Here is a 17,321-nt window from a genome sequence, read left to right on the forward strand (position 1 = left end):
GCGCCGCCGACCACGATGGTCCCGGGCCCGGACAGCGGCCCCGCCCGCACCGCGGGCCCCACGACTCACCACGGGGGAACCATCCCATGCTCATGATCACCGGCGCCACGGGTGCCCTCGGCACGCTCGTCACCGCCCGCCTCGCGGACCGCGACGACGTCGTCATCGGCTCCCGCAGCCCCGCCCCCGGCGGCCGCCGCGTCGACTTCGACGACCCGGCGTCCCTGGACCTCACCGGCGTCGACACCCTGCTGGTCATCTCCGCGGGCGCCGCCGAGGACGACGTGGTCGTCGCCCGCCACGAGGCCGTGATCTCCGCGGCCGAGAAGGCGGGGGTCGGCCACCTCGTCTACACCAGCCTCAGCGGCGACGGCGACCACCTCACGTACGCGCTCGCCCACCGCTGGACCGAACGCAGACTGCGCGGCTCGTCGCTGGGCTGGACGGTCCTGCGCAACGGCCTGTACGCGGAGTTCCTGGCCGCCGTCGCCGCGCCGGGCCCGGACGGGACCATCGTCGCGCCGCTGGGGGCGGGCCGCCTCGCCGCCGTGGCGCGCGAGGACCTGGCCGAGGTCGCGGTGCGGGTGGCGAAGGACCCCGCCGCCCACGCGGGCCGCACCTACGAGCTGGTGGGTGAACACGCTCTCGGCGGCGCCGACCTGGCCGCCGCCGTCGGCGGCTCGTACGAACCCGGCACGCTCGCCGCGACCCGCGAGGCGATCACCGCGGCCGGTCAGGCCCTGCCGTTCCAGGTGCCGATGCTCCTGAGCACGTACTCGGCGATCGCGGGCGGCTTCCTGGACGGCACCGGCGTCGAGGACCGCGGCGCGCTGCGCACCCTGCTGGGGCGTGCGCCGCTACCGGCCCTCGACGTGTACGCGGCGGCGGTACGGGGCTGACGGAGCGACTAGCTCCAACTGGCGTGCAGCGGCTTGCCCTCGGCGTACCCCGCGGCGCTCTGCACCCCCACGGTGGCCCGCTCGGCGAACTCCTCGAGCGAGCCCGCGCCGGCGTACGTGCAGGAGGAGCGGACGCCCGCGATGATCGAGTCGATCAGGTCCTCGACGCCCGGACGGGACGGGTCGAGGAACATGCGGGAGGTCGAGATGCCCTCCTCGAAGAGCGCCTTGCGCGCCCGGTCGTACGCCGACTCCTCGCTGGTGCGGTTGCGCACCGCACGCGCCGACGCCATGCCGAACGACTCCTTGTACAGGCGGCCGTTGGCGTCCTGCTGGAGGTCGCCGGGGGACTCGTAGGTCCCGGCGAACCAGGAGCCCACCATGACGTTCGAAGCGCCCGCGGCAAGGGCCATGGCGACATCACGGGGGTGGCGGACGCCGCCGTCCGCCCAGACGTGCTTGCCGAACTTCTTGGCCTCGGCGGCACATTCGAGGACCGCGGAGAACTGCGGGCGGCCGACACCGGTCATCATGCGCGTGGTGCACATGGCGCCGGGGCCCACGCCGACCTTGATGATGTCCGCGCCGGCCTCGATGAGGTCGCGCACGCCCTCGGCGGCGACGATGTTGCCCGCGACGATCGGCACCTGCGGGTCGAGCGCGCGCACGGCCTTGACCGCGGCGATCATCGACTCCTGGTGGCCGTGCGCGGTGTCCACGACGAGCGTGTCGGCGCCCGCGTCGAGGAGCTGCTTGGCCTTGCCCGCCACGTCGCCGTTGATGCCGACGGCGGCGGCGATGCGCAGGCCGCCCTTGGCGTCGACGGCCGGGGTGTAGAGCGTCGCGCGCAGCGCGCCCGTACGGGTGAGGATGCCGGCGAGGCGGCCGTCCTTGTCCACCGCGGGGGCGTACCTGCGGTTGGCGCCGTCCAGCTTGTTGAAGGCGTCGCGCGGGTCGATGTCGGCGTCCAGGAGGAGCAGGTCCTTGGACATGACCTCGGAGAGCTGCGTGAAGCGGTCGACGCCGCTGAGGTCGGCGTCCGTGACGACACCGACGGGCTTCTGGTCGGCGTCGACGACGACGCCCGCGTTGTGCGCGCGCTTGGGGAGCAGGGCGAGCGCGTCCGCGACGGTCTGCGAGGGGGCCAGGACGATCGGCGTGTCCAGGACGTGGTGGCGCGTCTTGACCCAGGAGATGACCTCGGTGACGACCTCGATCGGGATGTCCTGGGGAATGACGACGAGGCCGCCTCGGCGGGCCACCGTCTCGGCCATGCGCCGGCCGGCGATCGCGGTCATGTTGGCGACGACCAGCGGGATCGTGGTGCCCGTGCCGTCGGGCGAGGAGAGGTCCACGCCCTGGCGGGAGCCGACGGCGGAGCGCCTCGGGACCATGAAGACGTCGTCGTACGTCAGGTCGTACGCAGGCTGGATGTCATTGAGGAAGCGCACGTGCTGCTCATCCCAGTCGATCAGAGGTGGCCCTCGGACAGGTAGGCCGAGGGAAAAGCACGTACTTCATTGTCCCATGCCGACGGGGTCGTACCGCCTGGGATGATCACCCAGGCAGGTCACGGGGGCGGTCGTCGGATCGTCCAAGCGGACCCGCGGAACGGAACACTCGGCTCAGTCCTCGCCACGCTCCGTGCCGACGGGGCCGAGCGCGAGGACGATCTCCAGGCCGGTCTCCGCGTCCCGCCAGTGCTCGACCGCCGAGGAGAACACCTCCTGCGCGACGGCCCACTCCCCCGGCGCCGCCTGCGCGTACGCCTGCCAGCCGGAGACCACGAGCAGCCGCCCCCGGGCACGCGGGGCCCACGACAGGTCGGTGAGGCAGTCGGCGAGGGCGTCCCAGTTGCGCCCGAACCAGTCGGGCAGGCCGAGGCCGCGGGCACAGCGCTCCATGAAGGCGGCCTTGTCCCTCACCCCGGCCAGCGAGAGCGACGCGGTGGTCCATCCCGCGCCGCGCGCGGCGTCGAGCACGGGCGCGAGCGGGTCGGGCGCGCTGTGGGCGCTGCCCGTGCTGTCGGGGCTCTCTGTACCGCCGGCCATTACCTCAGCACCGCCTTGAAGGACGCGTAGTGGTCATCGGTGTAGTAGATCTCGCCGTCCCCGCCGGTGACGATCCGGCGGGCCCCGCGGTCGCGCCCGCCGGGCGTGCGGACGGTGTACTCGCGGTAGTGGCCGCGTTTCCGGCTCGGCAGTTCCCGCTCGAAGTTGCCGAAGACGCTGCCGTCCTTCTCGTACGGGAAGGGGCCCCCGTCATCGATGCGGCGCAGCGTCCGCCGGGCCTCGGCGGGCAGCCGGTCGGCCCGCACGGTCACCATGCCGCGGGCCCAGGCGGGTCCGGAGGCGGAGGCGTCCGCCGCGCCGCTCCCGCCCGAGGAGCACCCGCTCACGAGGACCGCGAGGCAGATCAGCAGCGCGCCCAGAAGGCGGGGAACGAACCGGGTCAGCATGCGTCAGACCCTGCCACAACCCCCCGCAAGGGGCGCGGGGACCTGCGCGACCGGCCACCGCGGCCCGCCGACCCGACCGCACCTGCCCCACTGCGGCACCGGGGCCTGCGTCGGAAGTGGTCCCCGCCTAGTTCCCGTCCGGGTCCGCCCGGTTCAACGCGGGCCGAGGCTGCGACCCCGCCACGAGCAACTGATCGGCCGCCGCCGTGTCCGTGACCAGGCTGGTGACGAGCCCGGACCGCAGCACCGCGTCGATCGCGGCGGCCTTCCGCCGCCCGCCGGCGATGGCGACGACCTCCGGGATGCGCCGGAGCCGGTCGGCCTCGACCGTGATGCACCGCTCGCCGAGGTCACGCCCGACCCGGCGCCCCTCCGCGTCGAAGAGGTGCGCGGACATCTCGGCGGCCACGCCGAGGGAGGCGTAGTGGGCCCGCTCCTCGTCGCTGAGCATGTCGTGGACGGTGGAGATGCCCGGCTCCCAGGAACCGATGGAGACGCAGGCGACCGTGACCTTGTCGAAGTACTCGAAGGCGCGGGCGATGCCGGTCTGGTTGCGCAGCGCCGCCGCGGTGGCGGGGTCGGGCAGCAGCATCGGGGCGTAGATCGGGTGGGCCTCGCCGCCGGACACCTGGGCGGCGCGGCGGACGGCCTCGACCGAGCCGCGCTCCGCGGTCCCGGCGTCGTACACGCCCGTCAGCTGCACGACGGTGCACGGCGGCAGCTGGTTCAGCGCGGCCGCCATGTGGATCGTGGAGCGGCCCCAGGCCAGGCCGAGCACGTCGCCCTCGGTGACCAGCTCGCCCAGGAGGTCCGCCGCCACCTCGCCGAGGTTCTCCGGGTCGGGCGACTCGTCGATCTCGTCGGCGGGCGCCGGCGACTCCACGACCACGGCGTGCCGCAGCCCGTAGCGGGCGCGCAGCGCGTCCGAGCGCTCGGCGTCCAGCTCCGCGGGGACCCTGATCTCGATGCGCACGAGATCTCGCTCCAGGGCGGTCTCCAGGACCCGGGCCACCTTGAAGCGGCTGACGCCGAACTCCTCGGCGATCTGGATCTTGGATTTGCCCTCGAGGTAGAAGCGGCGGGCCATGGCCGCCGCCTGCACCAGCTCCGCGGGTCCCATCCGCATGGCTGACCGACCCGCCGACATGGCCGACACGGCGCTCTCCTCACTGCTGTTCACAAACTGGGTTCGCCGTTCATCCTTGCAGATCCGGCCTAGTTGATCAGCCCTGGAGGACTGCGTTCACGTTCCCGTGGCTCAGTGGTCGCATCCCCAGCCGCTTGACGCGGTCTTTGCCTCGGCTTGGGTGCGCAATGAACGTACCGCGTCTGCCGGATCGTTGGCGCCGTAGACCGCCGAGCCGGCGACGAAGACGTCGGCGCCCGCCTCGGCGCAGCGCTCGATGGTCTCGGCCGAGACACCGCCGTCGACCTGCAGCCACATCTCCAGGCCGTGCTTGGAGATCAGCTCACGGGTGCGGCGGATCTTGGGCAGCATGATGTCCAGGAACGCCTGGCCGCCGAAGCCCGGCTCGACCGTCATGATCAGCAGCATGTCGAGCTCGGGGAGCAGGTCCTCGTACGGCTCGACGGGCGTCGCCGGCTTCAGCGCCATGGAGGCGCGGGCGCCCTTGGCCCGGATCTCGCGGGCGAGCCGGACCGGGGCGGCGGCGGCCTCGGCGTGGAAGGTGACGGATCCCGCCCCCGCCTCGACGTACTGCGGGGCCCAGCGATCGGGGTCCTCGATCATCAGATGGCAGTCCAGCGGCGTGTCCGTCGCCCGGGCCAGCGACTCTACGACCGGCACCCCGAGCGTGAGGTTCGGGACGAAGTGGTAGTCCATCACGTCGACATGGAGCCAGTCGGCGCCTTCGACGGCCTTTGCCTCCTCGGCAAGACGGGAGAAGTCCGCGGACAGGATGCTGGGGTTGATCTGCACGGCCATGCCCCAAGCCTGCCATGCCCGGCGCGGGTTGCTGACCGCAGTCCACCGCCTGGGCACAGCGGCTCCCGCGGCCGTACGCCGAGTGTCATGCTGGACGGTCCAGCGGCACCGCGCACGGCAAGCGGGGGGAAGCCATGGCGGACGTACGGCGGGGGAATCGGCGCGGGGTCGCGTGGCTGGTGTGCGGGCGGCGCGCCAAGTGGCTGGTGGTGCTGTTCTGGCTGGTGGTGATCGTCGTCGCCGCGCCGCTCGCCCAGAAGCTCACCGACGCCCAGGAGAACGACGCGCAGTCCTGGCTGCCCGGCACCGCCGAGTCGACCCAAGTCCTCGACGTCTCGGCCGGCTTCAGGCCCGAGGTGGTCCCCGCCGTCGTCGTGTACGCCCGCGAAGGCGGCCTCACCGCGGCGGACCGCGACCGGATCGCCGAGGACGTGCGGCAGGCCAAGGAACTGCGCGCGCACGGGGTGCGCGGCGCCGAGGTGCGCGGGCCCGTCTACGACGAGAGGCGGAGCGCCGAGGCCGCCCAGGTGTTCGTCCCGATCACCATGGACGCCGAGGGCTGGGAGCGCATCGGCCCGGCCGTCGACTCCGTCCGGGCGCGGGTGGGCGACGGCGGCGAGGGCCTGGCCGTGCACGTCACCGGGCCCGGCGGCACGGCCGCGGACTCGGCGGAGGCGTTCGAGGGCATCGACTCGACGCTGCTGTTCTCGGCGGCGGGCATCGTCGTCGTGATCCTGCTGTTCACCTACCGCAGCCCGACGCTGCTGCTGGCCCCGCTGCTCGCCGTGATCACCGCGCTGTTCACCGCGCAGGCCCTGATCTACCTGCTCGCCGAGCACGCGGACCTCACCGTCAACGGCCAGAGCGCGGGCATCCTGACCGTGCTCGTCTTCGGCGCGGGGACCGACTACGCCCTTCTCCTGGTCGCTCGCTATCGCGAAGAACTGCGCCGCCACGAGGACCGGCACGAGGCGATGGCCCTCGCCCTGCACCGGGCGGGACCCGCGGTCCTCGCCTCGGGCGCGACCGTCGTCCTGAGCATGCTGGTGCTGCTGGCCGCCGAGATGAACTCGACGAGCGGCCTCGGCCCGGTCGCCGCGATCGGCGTCGCCGTCGGGCTCCTCGTGATGCTGACGCTCTTCCCCGCCCTCCTGGTCATCTTCGGCCGGTGGTTCTTCTGGCCGCTGGTCCCCCACGCGGGATCCCCCGAGCCGACCGAGAGCGGCCTGTGGGCCCGTACGGGCCGGCGCATCCACCGCCGCCCGCGGCTGATCTGGGGCGTCACGGCGGCCACCCTGGCCCTGCTCTCGCTCGGTCTCCTGCAACTGCGCGCGGAGGGGCTCAGCAATGCCGACGCGTTCACCGAGAAGCCGGACTCGATCACCGGCCAGGAGGTGCTGGCGGAGCACTTCCCCGCGGGCTCCGGCGATCCGCTGGTCATCGTGGCGGACCGGGCGCGGGGCGACGAGGTGGCCCGGGCCGTCCGCGGCACGCGGGGCGTGGTGCCCGACAGCGTGGCCCGGCCGCCCGGCACGAAGGCCGAGCACGACGGCCGGGTGCTGATCGAGGCCACACCCACCGACCCGCCCGACGGCGCGGCCGCCAAGGCGACCGTGCAACGGGTGCGTCAGGCCGTCCGCGCCGTTCCCGACGCGGACGCGAAGGTCGGCGGCGGCACGGCCGCCCTGCTCGACATGGACCGCGCCACGGCCCACGACAACAAACTCATCATCCCGCTGGTCCTGGTCGTGGTCCTGCTGATCCTCGCCGTGCTGCTGCGCGCGATCGTCGCCCCGCTCCTGCTGATCGCGACGGTGGTCCTGTCGTTCGCCACCGCGCTCGGCCTGAGCGCGCTCGCCTTCCGCCATCTCTTCGACTACGCGGGCGAGACGACCGACTTCCCGCTCTTCGTCTTCGTGTTCCTGGTGGCACTCGGCATCGACTACAACATCTTCCTGTCGACCCGCATCCGTGAGGAGGCGGGCCACCAGGGCACCCGCGCGGGCGTCCTGACGGGCCTCGCCGCGACCGGCGCGGTGATCACCTCGGCGGGCCTCGTCCTCGCGGGCACGTTCGCCGCGCTCGGCACGCTCCCGATGGTGGCGCTCGCCGAGATCGGCTTCGCGGTGGCCCTGGGCGTGCTCCTGGACACCTTCGTCGTCCGGTCGATCCTGGTCACGTCCCTGTTCCTGGACGTGGGCCCCAAGGTCTGGTGGCCGCACTCCCTGTCCCGCCGCCCGGAACCGGCCGCCCCGCGGTCCGGACCGTGATCACCGGCCGCACAACCGGTCCAGCGCCGACTGGCTCTCCTCGTCCGCCGCGCGGTACAGCACCAGCCGGTGGTCGGGGTCCTGGAGCGGCACCATGACCTCGAACCGCACCGCGAGCTCACCGGCGTCAGGATGCCGCAGCACCTTGCGCCCTCGGCCGTTGACCTTGATGTCCCGCTCTTCCCACCACCGCGCGAACTCCTCGTCCCGCATGCATTCGGCGATGAGAGCGGTCAGCGTCTCGTCCTGCGGGTGAGCGGCCCACGCGGCGCGCAGATGGGCGATTCCCTCCCGCACGACCTGTTCGCGGTCGACGTAGAAGCCACGGATCAGCGGGTGTCGCAGGCACAGCCACATCGCGTTGCGCCGCGCGGGCGGCAGGGTGCCGAAGTCCAGGAGCAGCTTCGCCATCTCGCCGTTCCAGGCCAGGATGTCGTAGCGGTGGTTCAGCAGCATGGCGGGCAGCGGCGACAGGTCGGCGACCAGCCGGGCCAGCGGGGGCGCCGCGGTGGTGGCGGGCTCGCCGGCCTCGCGGGGGCGCCGGCGGGTCAGGTCGAAGAGGTAGGCCCGTTCGTCGGCGTCGAGGCGCAGCGCCCGGGCCAGTGCCTCCACCACGTCCGCCGAGGGCCGCAGCCCGCGCGCCTGCTCCAGCCGTACGACGTAGTCGACGCTGATCCCGGCCAGTTCGGCGACCTCTTCGCGGCGCAGGCCCGGGGTCCGCCGGGACGGCCGACGCGACGGCAGGGCCAGTGCGTGCGGATCAAGTTGTTCACGCCGGGACCGCAGAAACGCGGCCAGCTCCTGTGTCGCGTCCACCGTGCCGGTCCTCATGTCCGCCCCAACAGCCGGGACAGGGCCCGTGTTCCCGGAAAGGTCGCTCCTGGCCCGGCTCAGGACACGTCTCCGTAGCGAACGGCCAGCGCGACAGCACGGTGGTGCAGGGCGGTGCGCAGCGACGGCGGGGACAGCGCCTCCGCGTCCGTGCCGAGTTGCCACAGCGCCCACTCGGCGTGCCGTGCGTCCTGAAAGGTCACCTCCAGCCGCAGCCGGCCGTCCGCGTCGGGTTCCTCCGCGCGGACGGCCAGCGCGGTGTCCAGCAACTCCTCCCGCCGCGCGGGATCCACCCGGACCAGCGCGGTGAGCAGGTCGCCGCCGGAGAGGAACCGCGCGGAGCGTTCCCGCCAGATCCGGTCCAGGTCGACCCGGCCCGGCCGCTGTGCCGCTTCGGGGAGTTCCTCGGCGGCGGACATCCGCGCGAGGCGGTAGGTGCGGTCCTCGCCCTCCCTCGTGGCCAGCAAGTAGCCCCGGTCGCGCACGGTGACCAGGCCGATCGGGTCCACCGTGCGCCACCGCGGCGGCCCGCCCGCGGCCGCGTAGAGGATGCGCAGCCGGTGCCCGGCGAGCACCGCGCGCCGGACCTCGGCCATCGCGGTGGCGGGTGCCTCCTCGGTGACCTGCCGACGCGAGAGGAGGTCCGTCTCCGGGTCGACGAGGAAGCGCTGGACCGCGTCGCTCGCGGCGGCGCGGTGGCCCTCGGGCAGCGCGTCGACCACCTTCCGCAGGGCCGAGGCGAGCGCGGGACCGAGGCCGAGCAGTTGCTCGCCGCGCCCCGATCCGGCGGTCAGCAGGGCGAGCGCCTCGTCGCGGTTCAACCCGGTGAGCTCGGTCCGGAAGCCGGGCGCCAGCGCGAACCCGCCGTGCCGGCCTCGTTCGGCGTAGACCGGGACGCCGGCCACGGACAGCGCCTCGATGTCGCGCAGCACGGTACGGGTGGAGACCTCCAGCTCGCGGGCGAGCGTGTCCGCGGTCAGCCGACCGCGCTGCCGCAGCAGAAGCACCAGCGAGACCAACCGGTCGGCGCGCATGCGGGAACTTTATCGAAATACATGACCAAGGATGTCGTGAATTGTTGCGAGGCTCCTCGGCACGACGTCAGGACGGCGACCACCGAGCCGACGGACGGACGTACTCCCCGTAAAGCGAAGTGCCCATAAAGCGAATGGAGCTGATGTGACGATGGAAAGAACCGCGGTCAACCCGGTGACGTGGTCGGCGGAGATGGGATTCAACCAGGGTGAGCTCGTCTCCGGGCACACCCGGACCCTGTACATCTCGGGGCAGACCGCGATGAGCGAGGACGGCAGGCCCGAGCACGAGGGCGACATGGCCGCGCAGTTGGCGCTGTGCGTCGACAACGTGGAGGCCGTGCTCCGCGAGGCCGGCATGTCCCTGGCCCATCTCGTCCGGCTCAACGTCTGCACGACCGACGTGGGCCTGCTCCTGCGCCACTACGGCGTACTGGCGGCGCGGCTGGGCGCCGCAAAGGTGGCGCCCACCACCACGATGCTCGAGGTGACGAGGCTGGCGGTCCCCGGCCAACTGGTCGAGCTGGAGGGGACCGCCGTCGCGTGAGGCGGCCTCACCTCCTCACGCGGTGCGCCGGATCAGGGCCAGGTACATCGCGTCCGTCCCGTGCAGATGCGGCCACAACTGCACGTCGGGGCCCTCTCCCAGCGCCGGGACGCCCTGCATCAGCGGGCGCGCGTCGAGCAGTTCGGCGCCGTCGGACTCCTTGAGGATGTCGTCGACGACCGCACGGGTCTCGGCGAGGTGCGGCGAGCAGGTGGCGTACCCGACGACACCGCCGATCCGCACCGACTCCAACGCCGTGCGCAGCAGCGAGCGTTGGAGCGGCGCGAAGCCGTCCAGGTCCTGCGGGCGGCGGCGCCAGCGGGCCTCGGGGCGGCGGCGCAGCGCGCCGAGGCCCGTGCAGGGCACGTCCATCAGGACGCGGTCGAAGGTGCCGGGCCGCCACGGCGGCCGGGTCCCGTCGGCCGCGACGACCGCGTACGGTCCGGGGTTCCCGTCGAGCGCCTGCGCGACGAGGCCCGCCCGGTGGGGCTGCTTCTCGGCGGCGAGCAGGGCGGCACCGCGCTGGGCGGCGAGCCCGGCGAGCAGGGCCGCCTTGCCGCCGGGGCCCGCGCAGCCGTCGAGCCACTTCTCGTCGGGGCCCTCCAGCGGCGCGTTCGCGAGGGCCAGCGCGACCAGTTGGCTGCCCTCGTCCTGCACGCCCGCGCGCCCCTCGCGCACGGCCTCCAGGGAGCCGGGCTCACCGCCCTCGCTGAGCCGCACGGCGTAGGGCGACCAGCGCCCGGGCAGCGCGGAGTCCTCGCCCACGGAGTCGAGGAGTTCACCGGCGGTGGAGCGGCCGGGCCGCGCCACGAGTGTCACCTCGGGCCGTTCGTTGTCGGCTTCGAGCAGGTCCTCGATGCCGGCTCGGCCGCCGCCGAGCGCGTCCCACAGCGCCGAGACGACCCAGCGGGGGTGCGAGTGGACGACGGCGAGGTGGTCCTCGGCGTCCTCGTCGTAGGGCGGCGCGACCTTCTCCACCCAGCCGTCGAGGTCGTCCTGGGAGACCTTGCGCAGCACGGCGTTGACGAACTTGGCCCGGCCGTCGCCGAGCACGACGCGGGCCAGCTCCACCGAGGCGGAGACGGCGGCGTGCGTCGGGATGCGGGTGCCGAGCAACTGGTGCACGCCCAGGTTCAGGACGTCGAGCACCGGGGGGTCGACCTCGCGCAGCGGCCGGTCGATGCAGGCCGCCACGATCGCGTCGTACGTGCCCTGGCGGCGCAGCGTCCCGTAGACCAGCTCGGTGGCGAGCGCCGCGTCCCGCGCGTCGAACTTCTCGGGCCCCTCCTTCTCCCGCGCCTTGCGCAGGAGCGGCGGCAGGACGAGGTTCGCGTACGCGTCGCGCTCGTCCACGGCTCGCAGCGCCTCGAAGGCGAGGAAGCGGACGGGGTCCTTCTGCGGGCGGCGGTAGGGCTTGCCGGACTTCGCCGGCCGGCCCGACTTGCCCGGGCCACCCGGCTTGCCCGAGTTGGCCGGCTTGCCGGAGGACTGCTGGGGACGCCGGTTCGGCTGGTCGTTCAAAGGTGCTCCGCTGCTGGAATGGGTCGAACCCACCCAGCGTACGTCGCCTCCGCCCGCGCTCCCACTCGCCTCCCGACGCCCCCTGCGGGCCCGGCCTCCCGGGGGCCGCCCGGCGGCTGCCCACCCCGGCCGCCGACGACGGGCGCGCTACGCGCCGACCCGCTCCCCCGCCGCGATCCGCACCCCGCGCGCCCAGTCCGCGCCGCGCATCGGCTTCTTGCCCTGCGGCTGGACCCAGAGCAGTTCGACGGCGTGCGATCCGGAGCCGACGTACACGTTGTTCTTGGCCGCCGAGAGCTCGCCGGGCGCGAGATCGGTGCGGTCCTGGACCGGCGCGGCCTGAATGATCTTCAGGCGCTCGCCGCGGAAGACGGTCCAGGCGCCCGGCGCGGGCGTGCAGCCGCGCACCACGCGGTCGACGCGGAGGGCCGGCGCCGCCCAGTCCACCTCGGCGTCCTCGACGGTGATCTTCGGGGCGAGCGTGACGCCGTCGGCCGGCTGCGGCACCGCCTTGAGGCTGCCGTCCTCGATGCCGTCCATGGTCGCCACGAGCAGCCCCGAGCCCGCGAAGGCGAGGCGCGTCAGGAGGTCCCCGCTGGTGTCGGTCGGCCGGACCGCCTCGGTGACCGTCCCGTACACCGGACCGGAGTCCAGGCCCTGCTCGATGAGGAAGGTGGAGGCACCGGTGATCTCGTCCCCCGCCATCACCGCGTGCTGCACCGGCGCGGCACCGCGCCAGGCGGGCAGCAGCGAGAAGTGCAGGTTGACCCAGCCGCGGGCCGGCACGTCCAGCGCGATCTCGGGCAGCAGCGCGCCGTAGGCGACGACGGGGCAGCAGTCCGGGCCGATCTCCCGCAGCCGCGCCAGAAACTCCTCGTCACGCGGCTTCGCGGGCTTGAGGACCTCGATGCCAGCCTCCTCCGCGCGCTCCGCCACCGGGCTCGCGACGAGCCTGCGCCCGCGGCCCGCGGGCGCGTCCGGGCGGGTCACGACGGCGGCCACCTCGTGCCGGTCGGAGGCGATGAGGGCGTCCAGTGCGGGGACGGCGACCTCGGGGGTGCCTGCGAAGACGAGCTTCACTGGTGGGTACCTCGGATCTCTGGTCAGGGGTGGGGCGACGGCAGCGCACCAGTCTATGGGCCGCCCGGCGGGCCCGCCCGGGACGGTCGCCCCGCGCCCGTGCCGACACCGCCCCCGCTGCTGCCGCCGATACCATCCCGGCGCCGCCGCCGTCGCCGGCCTCCACGCCGCCGGGGGCGTACGAATGGGCGCGCGCCCTGTGCATATGCGCATACGCCCCTCCACCGTGACCCCACACGAACTAGCGCGTTGGTCAAGAAAGAGTTGACCTCAATGGGCCGCGCAGGCGGCCCGATCCTTTTCAACGCCGGTTCGAGAGGCTTGTTCATGGCCGACCACGCAACCCACGACGCCCAGGCACGGGCCAGCCTGCACCTGCTGGTGCGGGACATCGAGCGGGTCCGCCGGCAGGTGGACGCACTGCGCACCCTCACCGCCCAGCTCGGCAACGTCTACCGCCCGCGCCGTTCCAGCCCGTCCGCGGGCTTCGTCGTGTACGGGCGGGCGCCCGCCCCGACCGTCCGCCTCGCGCAGGAGCTGCGGGACAGCGTCGAGACGCTGGTCACCGCCGCGGTGGACTTCGACCGCTCGCTCGGGTTCTCGTGGGACGCGGTGGGCTCGGCCCTCGGCGTCACCAAGCAGGCGGTCCACCGCCGCTACGGCGCGCGGCGGGCCACCACGCAGGCGGCGGCCGAGGCGGAGCGCGCGACGGAGACCCCGGCGCCCGCCGTGACGTCCACGGTCACGCGGCCGCTCCCCGTGGGTGCCCCCCTGCCGTCCGTCCCCGCCGCCCGCGCGATGCCGACCCAGCCCACCGCGGGCAGCCCCACCCTGCGCGACGAGGCCAGGCCGAGCGCCTTCCCGGGCCCTCGCAACGGCTGACGTGCCATCCCCCTGCCGCCCCCTCGTACCGCCGCCAAGGACGAGGGGGCGGCTTCTTGTCCGACCCACCGGGTCCGCCGGCCCGCTCACCCCGCTCACCCCACGCGTCGAAGATCAGCCGATGTCCGGCGGATCCACCCTGACCCGCACCGCCTCGCCGCCCGCCTCCCTGGCCCCCTTGGCCCCCCGGGCCATCCGGGCGGCCTGCGCCACCTTCAACGCGTGCGCGAGCGCGGCCCCGCTCCCCGGCGGCACCCGGATCAGGACGCGCTCCGCCTGCTCCCCCGCGGGCGCTCCACCGCCACGGCGCGCGGGCGCGGGACCGGCCTCCCGCACCGGAACGGGACCCAACACCACGGAGTCCGCGGGAAGTTCGGCCCCCGAAAGGAAGTCCGAGAGCGCCTCGGGCGGGCCGGACACCGCCGCCATCCGCGACACCGGCGGAAACCCCAGCTCGGCCCGCTCGGCGAGCTCCCGCACCGCGTGCCCCACGGGATCCCACCGCACCAGCGCCTGCACGGGCCGCAGCGTCGGCTCGGCGACCACCGCCACGGTGCCCCCCGCACCCTGCGGACGTACGAGGGAGGCGGCCCCGATCCACCGCCGCAGCGCGTCCTCCCCCGCCCGCAGGTCGGGCCGGCCCAGCATGGCCCACCCGTCGAGCAGCAGGGCGGCCGCGTAACCGCCCTCGGCGACGGGCTCCGCCCCCGGTGTGCTGACCACCAGCGCCGGTGTCCCCGGCACCGTGTCGAGCACCTGCTCCCGCCCGGACGTGCGCACCGGCACCGCGGGAAACGCCCGCCCCAGCTCCTCGGCGGTGCGGCGCGCCCCGACGATCTGCGCGCGCAGCCGGAACCCGCCGCACGACTCGCAGTGCCAGGCGGCCTCCTCCACCCCGCACCAGCCGCACCGCAGCGCGGCCCCGCTCTCCTGCGCCTCCAGCGGTCCGGCACACCGCCGGCACCGCGCGGGTTCCCTGCACCGCTCGCAGGCGAGCCGCGGCACATAGCCGCGCCGGGGCACCTGCACCAGGACGGGCCCGTGTTTCAGGCCCTCCCGCGCGACCTGCCAGGCCAGCGTCGGCAACCGCGCGGCCCGCGCCGCCTCGTCCCGCGCGAGATCCCCGTCGCCCACGGTCCGTACGAGCGGCGCCGCCCCGCGCACCTGCTCGCGGTCGGCGACGAGCGGCGCGGCCCAGCCGCTCTCGACCAGCTGCGCGGCCTCCACCGTGCAGCTCCAGCTCCCCAGCAGGAAGCCGCACCTGTCGCGGGTGGCGCGCAGTTCGAGGACCTCACGCACGTGGGGGAAGGGCGCGTGGTCGTCGCTGTGGTTGGAGTCCCCGTCGTCCCAGATGACGACGAGCCCCAGGTCCCGTACGGGCGCGAACATGGCGGCCCGGGTGCCGACGACGGCCCGCACGGTCCCGCGCCGCACGGCGAGCCATTCCTGGTAGCGCCGTTCCTGCCCGGCGTCGGCGGTCAGCAGCGCGTGCTGTCCCGCGCCCAGCAGGTCGGTGAGCGCGGCGTCCACGCGCGCGGCGGGGCGCCCGGTCGGCACGACGACGAGCGCGCCCCGGCCCGAGGCCAGGGTGGCCTGCACGGCCCGGGCGATCTCCTCGGCCCACCGCGGCCCCGGCAGCGCGGTCCACACGGCGCGCGGCGCGCCCCCGGAGGCCAGGGCGTCCAGGAACTCGGCCCCGTGCCCGTACCGCCGCCAGCTGCCCGCTTCGGGCGGGGCGGGCGGGGCGGGCGGAGCGGGCGCCTCCCGCGCCTCGGCCCGTGCGTGCCGGGGCGGGATCGCCAGCTGCAGCACGTCGGCGAGGCTGCCCGCGTACCGGTCGGCGACGGCCCGCGCCAGGTCGAGCAGTCCGGTGTCGAGCACGGGCTCCGGCGAGACGACCTGGGCCAGCGCGGCCAGCGGCCCGGTGTAGTCGGTCTCGGCGCACCGCTCGACGATGTACCCGTCGATCAGCCCGCCGCCCTCGCGCCGCCCGTCGCGCACGTTCCGCGACCCGGCGCCGAAGCGCACCCGGACCCGCACCCCGGGCTGGGCCTCGGTGTCCAGCTCCTCGGGCACGGCGTAGTCGAAGTACCGGTCGAGGTGCAGCACTCCCTTGTCGACGAGCACACGCGCGACGGGCAGCTCACCGGCCAGCGCGGCGCCCCGCCAGGTCCGGGGCTTGGCCCGCGGCACCTTGGCCTTGCGCACCGACTCCCGGATGAGCGCAAGCTGCTCCGGCTCCTCGGCTCCCCCCGCCCCGGGCCCTTCGTTCTCCCTGCTCACAGCTGCATTCCTACCAGACCGCACTGACACCGCGGGAAAACGCCGAGGCCCGGCATCCCTCCAGGGACACCGGGCCTCGCGAGAGCCTGAACAGGACCGGGACTAGAGCCCCGCCGCCTTCCGCAGCGCGTCCACGCGGTCCGTGCGCTCCCACGTGAAGTCGGGGATCGCCCGGCCGAAGTGGCCGTACGCGGCGGTCTGCGCGTAGATCGGGCGGAGCAGGTCGAGGTCGCGGATGATCGCGGCCGGGCGCAGGTCGAAGACCTCGCCGATGGCGGTCTCGATCTTGTCCGTGTCGATCGTGGCCGTGCCGAAGGTCTCGACGAAGAGACCGACGGGCTCGGCCTTGCCGATGGCGTACGCGACCTGGACCTCGCAGCGGGCCGCGAGGCCCGCGGCGACCACGTTCTTGGCGACCCAGCGCATCGCGTAGGCGGCCGAGCGGTCGACCTTGGACGGGTCCTTGCCGGAGAAGGCGCCGCCGCCGTGGCGGGCCATGCCGCCGTAGGTGTCAATGATGATCTTGCGGCCGGTGAGGCCGGCGTCGCCCATCGGGCCGCCGATCTCGAAGCGTCCGGTCGGGTTGACCAGCAGGCGGTAGCCCTCGGTCTCCAGCTTGATGCCGTCCTCGAGGAGGGCCTTCAGCTCGGGCTCGACGACGAACTCGCGGATGTCGGGCGCGAGGAGCGAGTCCAGGTCGATGTCGCTCGCGTGCTGCGAGGACACCACGACCGTGTCGAGGCGGACGGCCTTGTCGCCGTCGTACTCGATGGTGACCTGGGTCTTGCCGTCGGGGCGCAGGTAGGGGATCGTCCCGTTCTTGCGCACCTCGGAGAGGCGGCGCGAGAGGCGGTGCGCGAGGTGGATCGGGAGCGGCATCAGCTCCGGAGTCTCGTCGCAGGCGTAGCCGAACATCAGGCCCTGGTCGCCCGCGCCCTGCTTGTCGAGCTCGTCCTCGTCGCCCTCGACACGCTTCTCGTACGCCGTGTCGACGCCCTGCGCGATGTCGGGGGACTGCGAGCCGATGGACACCGAGACGCCACAGGAGGCGCCGTCGAAGCCCTTCTTCGAGGAGTCGTAACCGATCTCGAGGATCTTGTCGCGCACGAGCTGCGCGATCGGCGCGTACGCCTTCGTCGTGACCTCACCGGCCACGTGGACGAGGCCGGTCGTGATCAGCGTCTCCACGGCGACCCGGGACTTCGGGTCCTCTCGCAGAAGCGCGTCGAGAATGGTGTCGCTGATCTGGTCAGCGATCTTGTCGGGGTGACCCTCGGTCACAGACTCCGAGGTGAAGAGGCGCCGGGACACATCGCTCCCTGTGGTTGCAGCGGCTGCTGGCTGATCATGGGTGGACTGGCCGAGAGCTGCGCTCGGCGTCATCCGTGACCAGTTTATCGGTCACACTCGCCCGCCGGACCACATGTCTCGCCACTTGGGAGCCCTGTGACCTGCGGCACTGCATTGTGCGGTACGACGATCGGTCTCCGCCAGGGGGCCTCGCGCCCGATTTATCCGCTTTCTCCGGTATCGAGGCACCCGATGGGGCGAAGGTGACATTGAGCCCCGGC

Annotated in this window: 15 protein-coding genes; 4 read left to right on the forward strand and 11 right to left on the reverse strand. The window is 73.9% G+C overall.

Translation table 11 applies throughout. The annotated features are described in order from the left end of the window. Window positions 1–86: 86 nt before the first annotated feature. Window positions 87–899: an NAD(P)H-binding protein gene (locus ACZ592_RS20975; protein WP_471583100.1), complete on the forward strand. Its 813-nt coding sequence runs from the start codon at window positions 87–89 to the stop codon at window positions 897–899. An 8-nt stretch (window positions 900–907) separates the two neighbouring features. Here ACZ592_RS20975 and ACZ592_RS20980 read toward each other — a convergent pair whose 3' ends face one another. The 5 genes from ACZ592_RS20980 to rpe form a co-directional block, all read right to left on the reverse strand. Next, window positions 908–2,350 (reverse strand): GuaB1 family IMP dehydrogenase-related protein, encoded by a 1,443-nt coding sequence (locus ACZ592_RS20980; protein WP_471583101.1) that lies wholly within the window; start codon window positions 2,348–2,350, stop codon window positions 908–910. A 174-nt stretch (window positions 2,351–2,524) separates the two neighbouring features. Next, entirely contained in the window at window positions 2,525–2,950 is a 426-nt protein-coding gene (locus tag ACZ592_RS20985; protein ID WP_471583102.1) for a barstar family protein, read from the reverse strand. Next, window positions 2,950–3,357 carry a guanyl-specific ribonuclease gene (locus tag ACZ592_RS20990; RefSeq protein WP_471583103.1) on the reverse strand — a complete coding sequence of 136 codons (408 nt, stop codon included), beginning with the start codon at window positions 3,355–3,357 and terminating at the stop codon, window positions 2,950–2,952. Before ACZ592_RS20990 ends, ACZ592_RS20985 begins: the two co-directional genes overlap by 1 nt. 127 nt (window positions 3,358–3,484) lie before the next feature. Then, the gene (locus ACZ592_RS20995; protein ID WP_471583104.1) at window positions 3,485–4,537 is read right to left on the reverse strand and encodes a sugar-binding transcriptional regulator; all 1,053 of its coding nucleotides are present in this window, start codon (window positions 4,535–4,537) and stop codon (window positions 3,485–3,487) included. Between the two features lie 78 nt (window positions 4,538–4,615). Next, window positions 4,616–5,302: a ribulose-phosphate 3-epimerase gene (rpe, locus tag ACZ592_RS21000; RefSeq protein ID WP_471583105.1), complete on the reverse strand. Its 687-nt coding sequence runs from the start codon at window positions 5,300–5,302 to the stop codon at window positions 4,616–4,618. A 134-nt stretch (window positions 5,303–5,436) separates the two neighbouring features. Here rpe and ACZ592_RS21005 point away from each other — a divergent pair, with 134 nt between their 5' ends. Then, complete coding sequence (locus ACZ592_RS21005; protein ID WP_471583106.1) at window positions 5,437–7,572, forward strand: MMPL family transporter; 2,136 nt, start codon at window positions 5,437–5,439, stop codon at window positions 7,570–7,572. Here ACZ592_RS21005 and ACZ592_RS21010 read toward each other — a convergent pair whose 3' ends face one another. Both ACZ592_RS21010 and ACZ592_RS21015 read right to left on the reverse strand, forming a co-directional pair. Continuing rightward, complete coding sequence (locus tag ACZ592_RS21010) at window positions 7,573–8,388, reverse strand: helix-turn-helix transcriptional regulator (protein WP_471583107.1); 816 nt, start codon at window positions 8,386–8,388, stop codon at window positions 7,573–7,575. Between the two features lie 74 nt (window positions 8,389–8,462). After that, window positions 8,463–9,437: a helix-turn-helix transcriptional regulator gene (locus ACZ592_RS21015; protein ID WP_471583108.1), complete on the reverse strand. Its 975-nt coding sequence runs from the start codon at window positions 9,435–9,437 to the stop codon at window positions 8,463–8,465. Between the two features lie 151 nt (window positions 9,438–9,588). Between ACZ592_RS21015 and ACZ592_RS21020 the strand changes: the two genes are divergently transcribed. Continuing rightward, the gene (locus tag ACZ592_RS21020) at window positions 9,589–9,984 is read left to right on the forward strand and encodes a RidA family protein (protein ID WP_471583495.1); all 396 of its coding nucleotides are present in this window, start codon (window positions 9,589–9,591) and stop codon (window positions 9,982–9,984) included. Between the two features lie 15 nt (window positions 9,985–9,999). On the opposite strand, the gene ACZ592_RS21025 is transcribed toward ACZ592_RS21020, so the two are convergent. Then, window positions 10,000–11,505 (reverse strand): RsmB/NOP family class I SAM-dependent RNA methyltransferase, encoded by a 1,506-nt coding sequence (locus ACZ592_RS21025; protein ID WP_471583109.1) that lies wholly within the window; start codon window positions 11,503–11,505, stop codon window positions 10,000–10,002. A 147-nt stretch (window positions 11,506–11,652) separates the two neighbouring features. Then, entirely contained in the window at window positions 11,653–12,585 is a 933-nt protein-coding gene (gene fmt, locus ACZ592_RS21030; RefSeq protein WP_471583110.1) for a methionyl-tRNA formyltransferase, read from the reverse strand. 327 nt (window positions 12,586–12,912) lie between these two features. On the opposite strand from fmt, the gene ACZ592_RS21035 reads away from it, so the two are divergent. Next, the gene (locus ACZ592_RS21035; RefSeq protein WP_471583111.1) at window positions 12,913–13,467 is read left to right on the forward strand and encodes a hypothetical protein; all 555 of its coding nucleotides are present in this window, start codon (window positions 12,913–12,915) and stop codon (window positions 13,465–13,467) included. 114 nt (window positions 13,468–13,581) lie between these two features. On the opposite strand, the gene ACZ592_RS21040 is transcribed toward ACZ592_RS21035, so the two are convergent. Together ACZ592_RS21040 and metK are read right to left on the reverse strand one after the other, a co-directional pair. Next, window positions 13,582–15,750, reverse strand: coding sequence for a primosomal protein N' (locus tag ACZ592_RS21040; protein WP_471583112.1), 2,169 nt, complete (start codon window positions 15,748–15,750; stop codon window positions 13,582–13,584). Between the two features lie 102 nt (window positions 15,751–15,852). After that, window positions 15,853–17,061 (reverse strand): methionine adenosyltransferase, encoded by a 1,209-nt coding sequence (metK, locus tag ACZ592_RS21045; RefSeq protein ID WP_471583113.1) that lies wholly within the window; start codon window positions 17,059–17,061, stop codon window positions 15,853–15,855. Between the last annotated feature and the right edge of the window lie 260 nt (window positions 17,062–17,321).

This window comes from Streptomyces sp. NPDC040622, from assembly GCF_055593965.1.

Bases quoted from the DNA above. Each gene is read 5' to 3' on its own strand.
- ACZ592_RS20975 (WP_471583100.1), top strand. From the start codon at position 87: ATGCTCATGATCACCGGCGCCACGGGTGCCCTCGGCACGCTCGTCACC.
- ACZ592_RS20985 (WP_471583102.1), bottom strand. From the start codon at position 2,950: ATGGCCGGCGGTACAGAGAGCCCCGACAGCACGGGCAGCGCCCACAGC.
- ACZ592_RS20990 (WP_471583103.1), bottom strand. From the start codon at position 3,357: ATGCTGACCCGGTTCGTTCCCCGCCTTCTGGGCGCGCTGCTGATCTGC.
- rpe (WP_471583105.1), bottom strand. From the start codon at position 5,302: ATGGCCGTGCAGATCAACCCCAGCATCCTGTCCGCGGACTTCTCCCGT.
- ACZ592_RS21005 (WP_471583106.1), top strand. From the start codon at position 5,437: ATGGCGGACGTACGGCGGGGGAATCGGCGCGGGGTCGCGTGGCTGGTG.
- ACZ592_RS21015 (WP_471583108.1), bottom strand. From the start codon at position 9,437: ATGCGCGCCGACCGGTTGGTCTCGCTGGTGCTTCTGCTGCGGCAGCGC.
- ACZ592_RS21020 (WP_471583495.1), top strand. From the start codon at position 9,589: ATGGAAAGAACCGCGGTCAACCCGGTGACGTGGTCGGCGGAGATGGGA.
- ACZ592_RS21035 (WP_471583111.1), top strand. From the start codon at position 12,913: ATGGCCGACCACGCAACCCACGACGCCCAGGCACGGGCCAGCCTGCAC.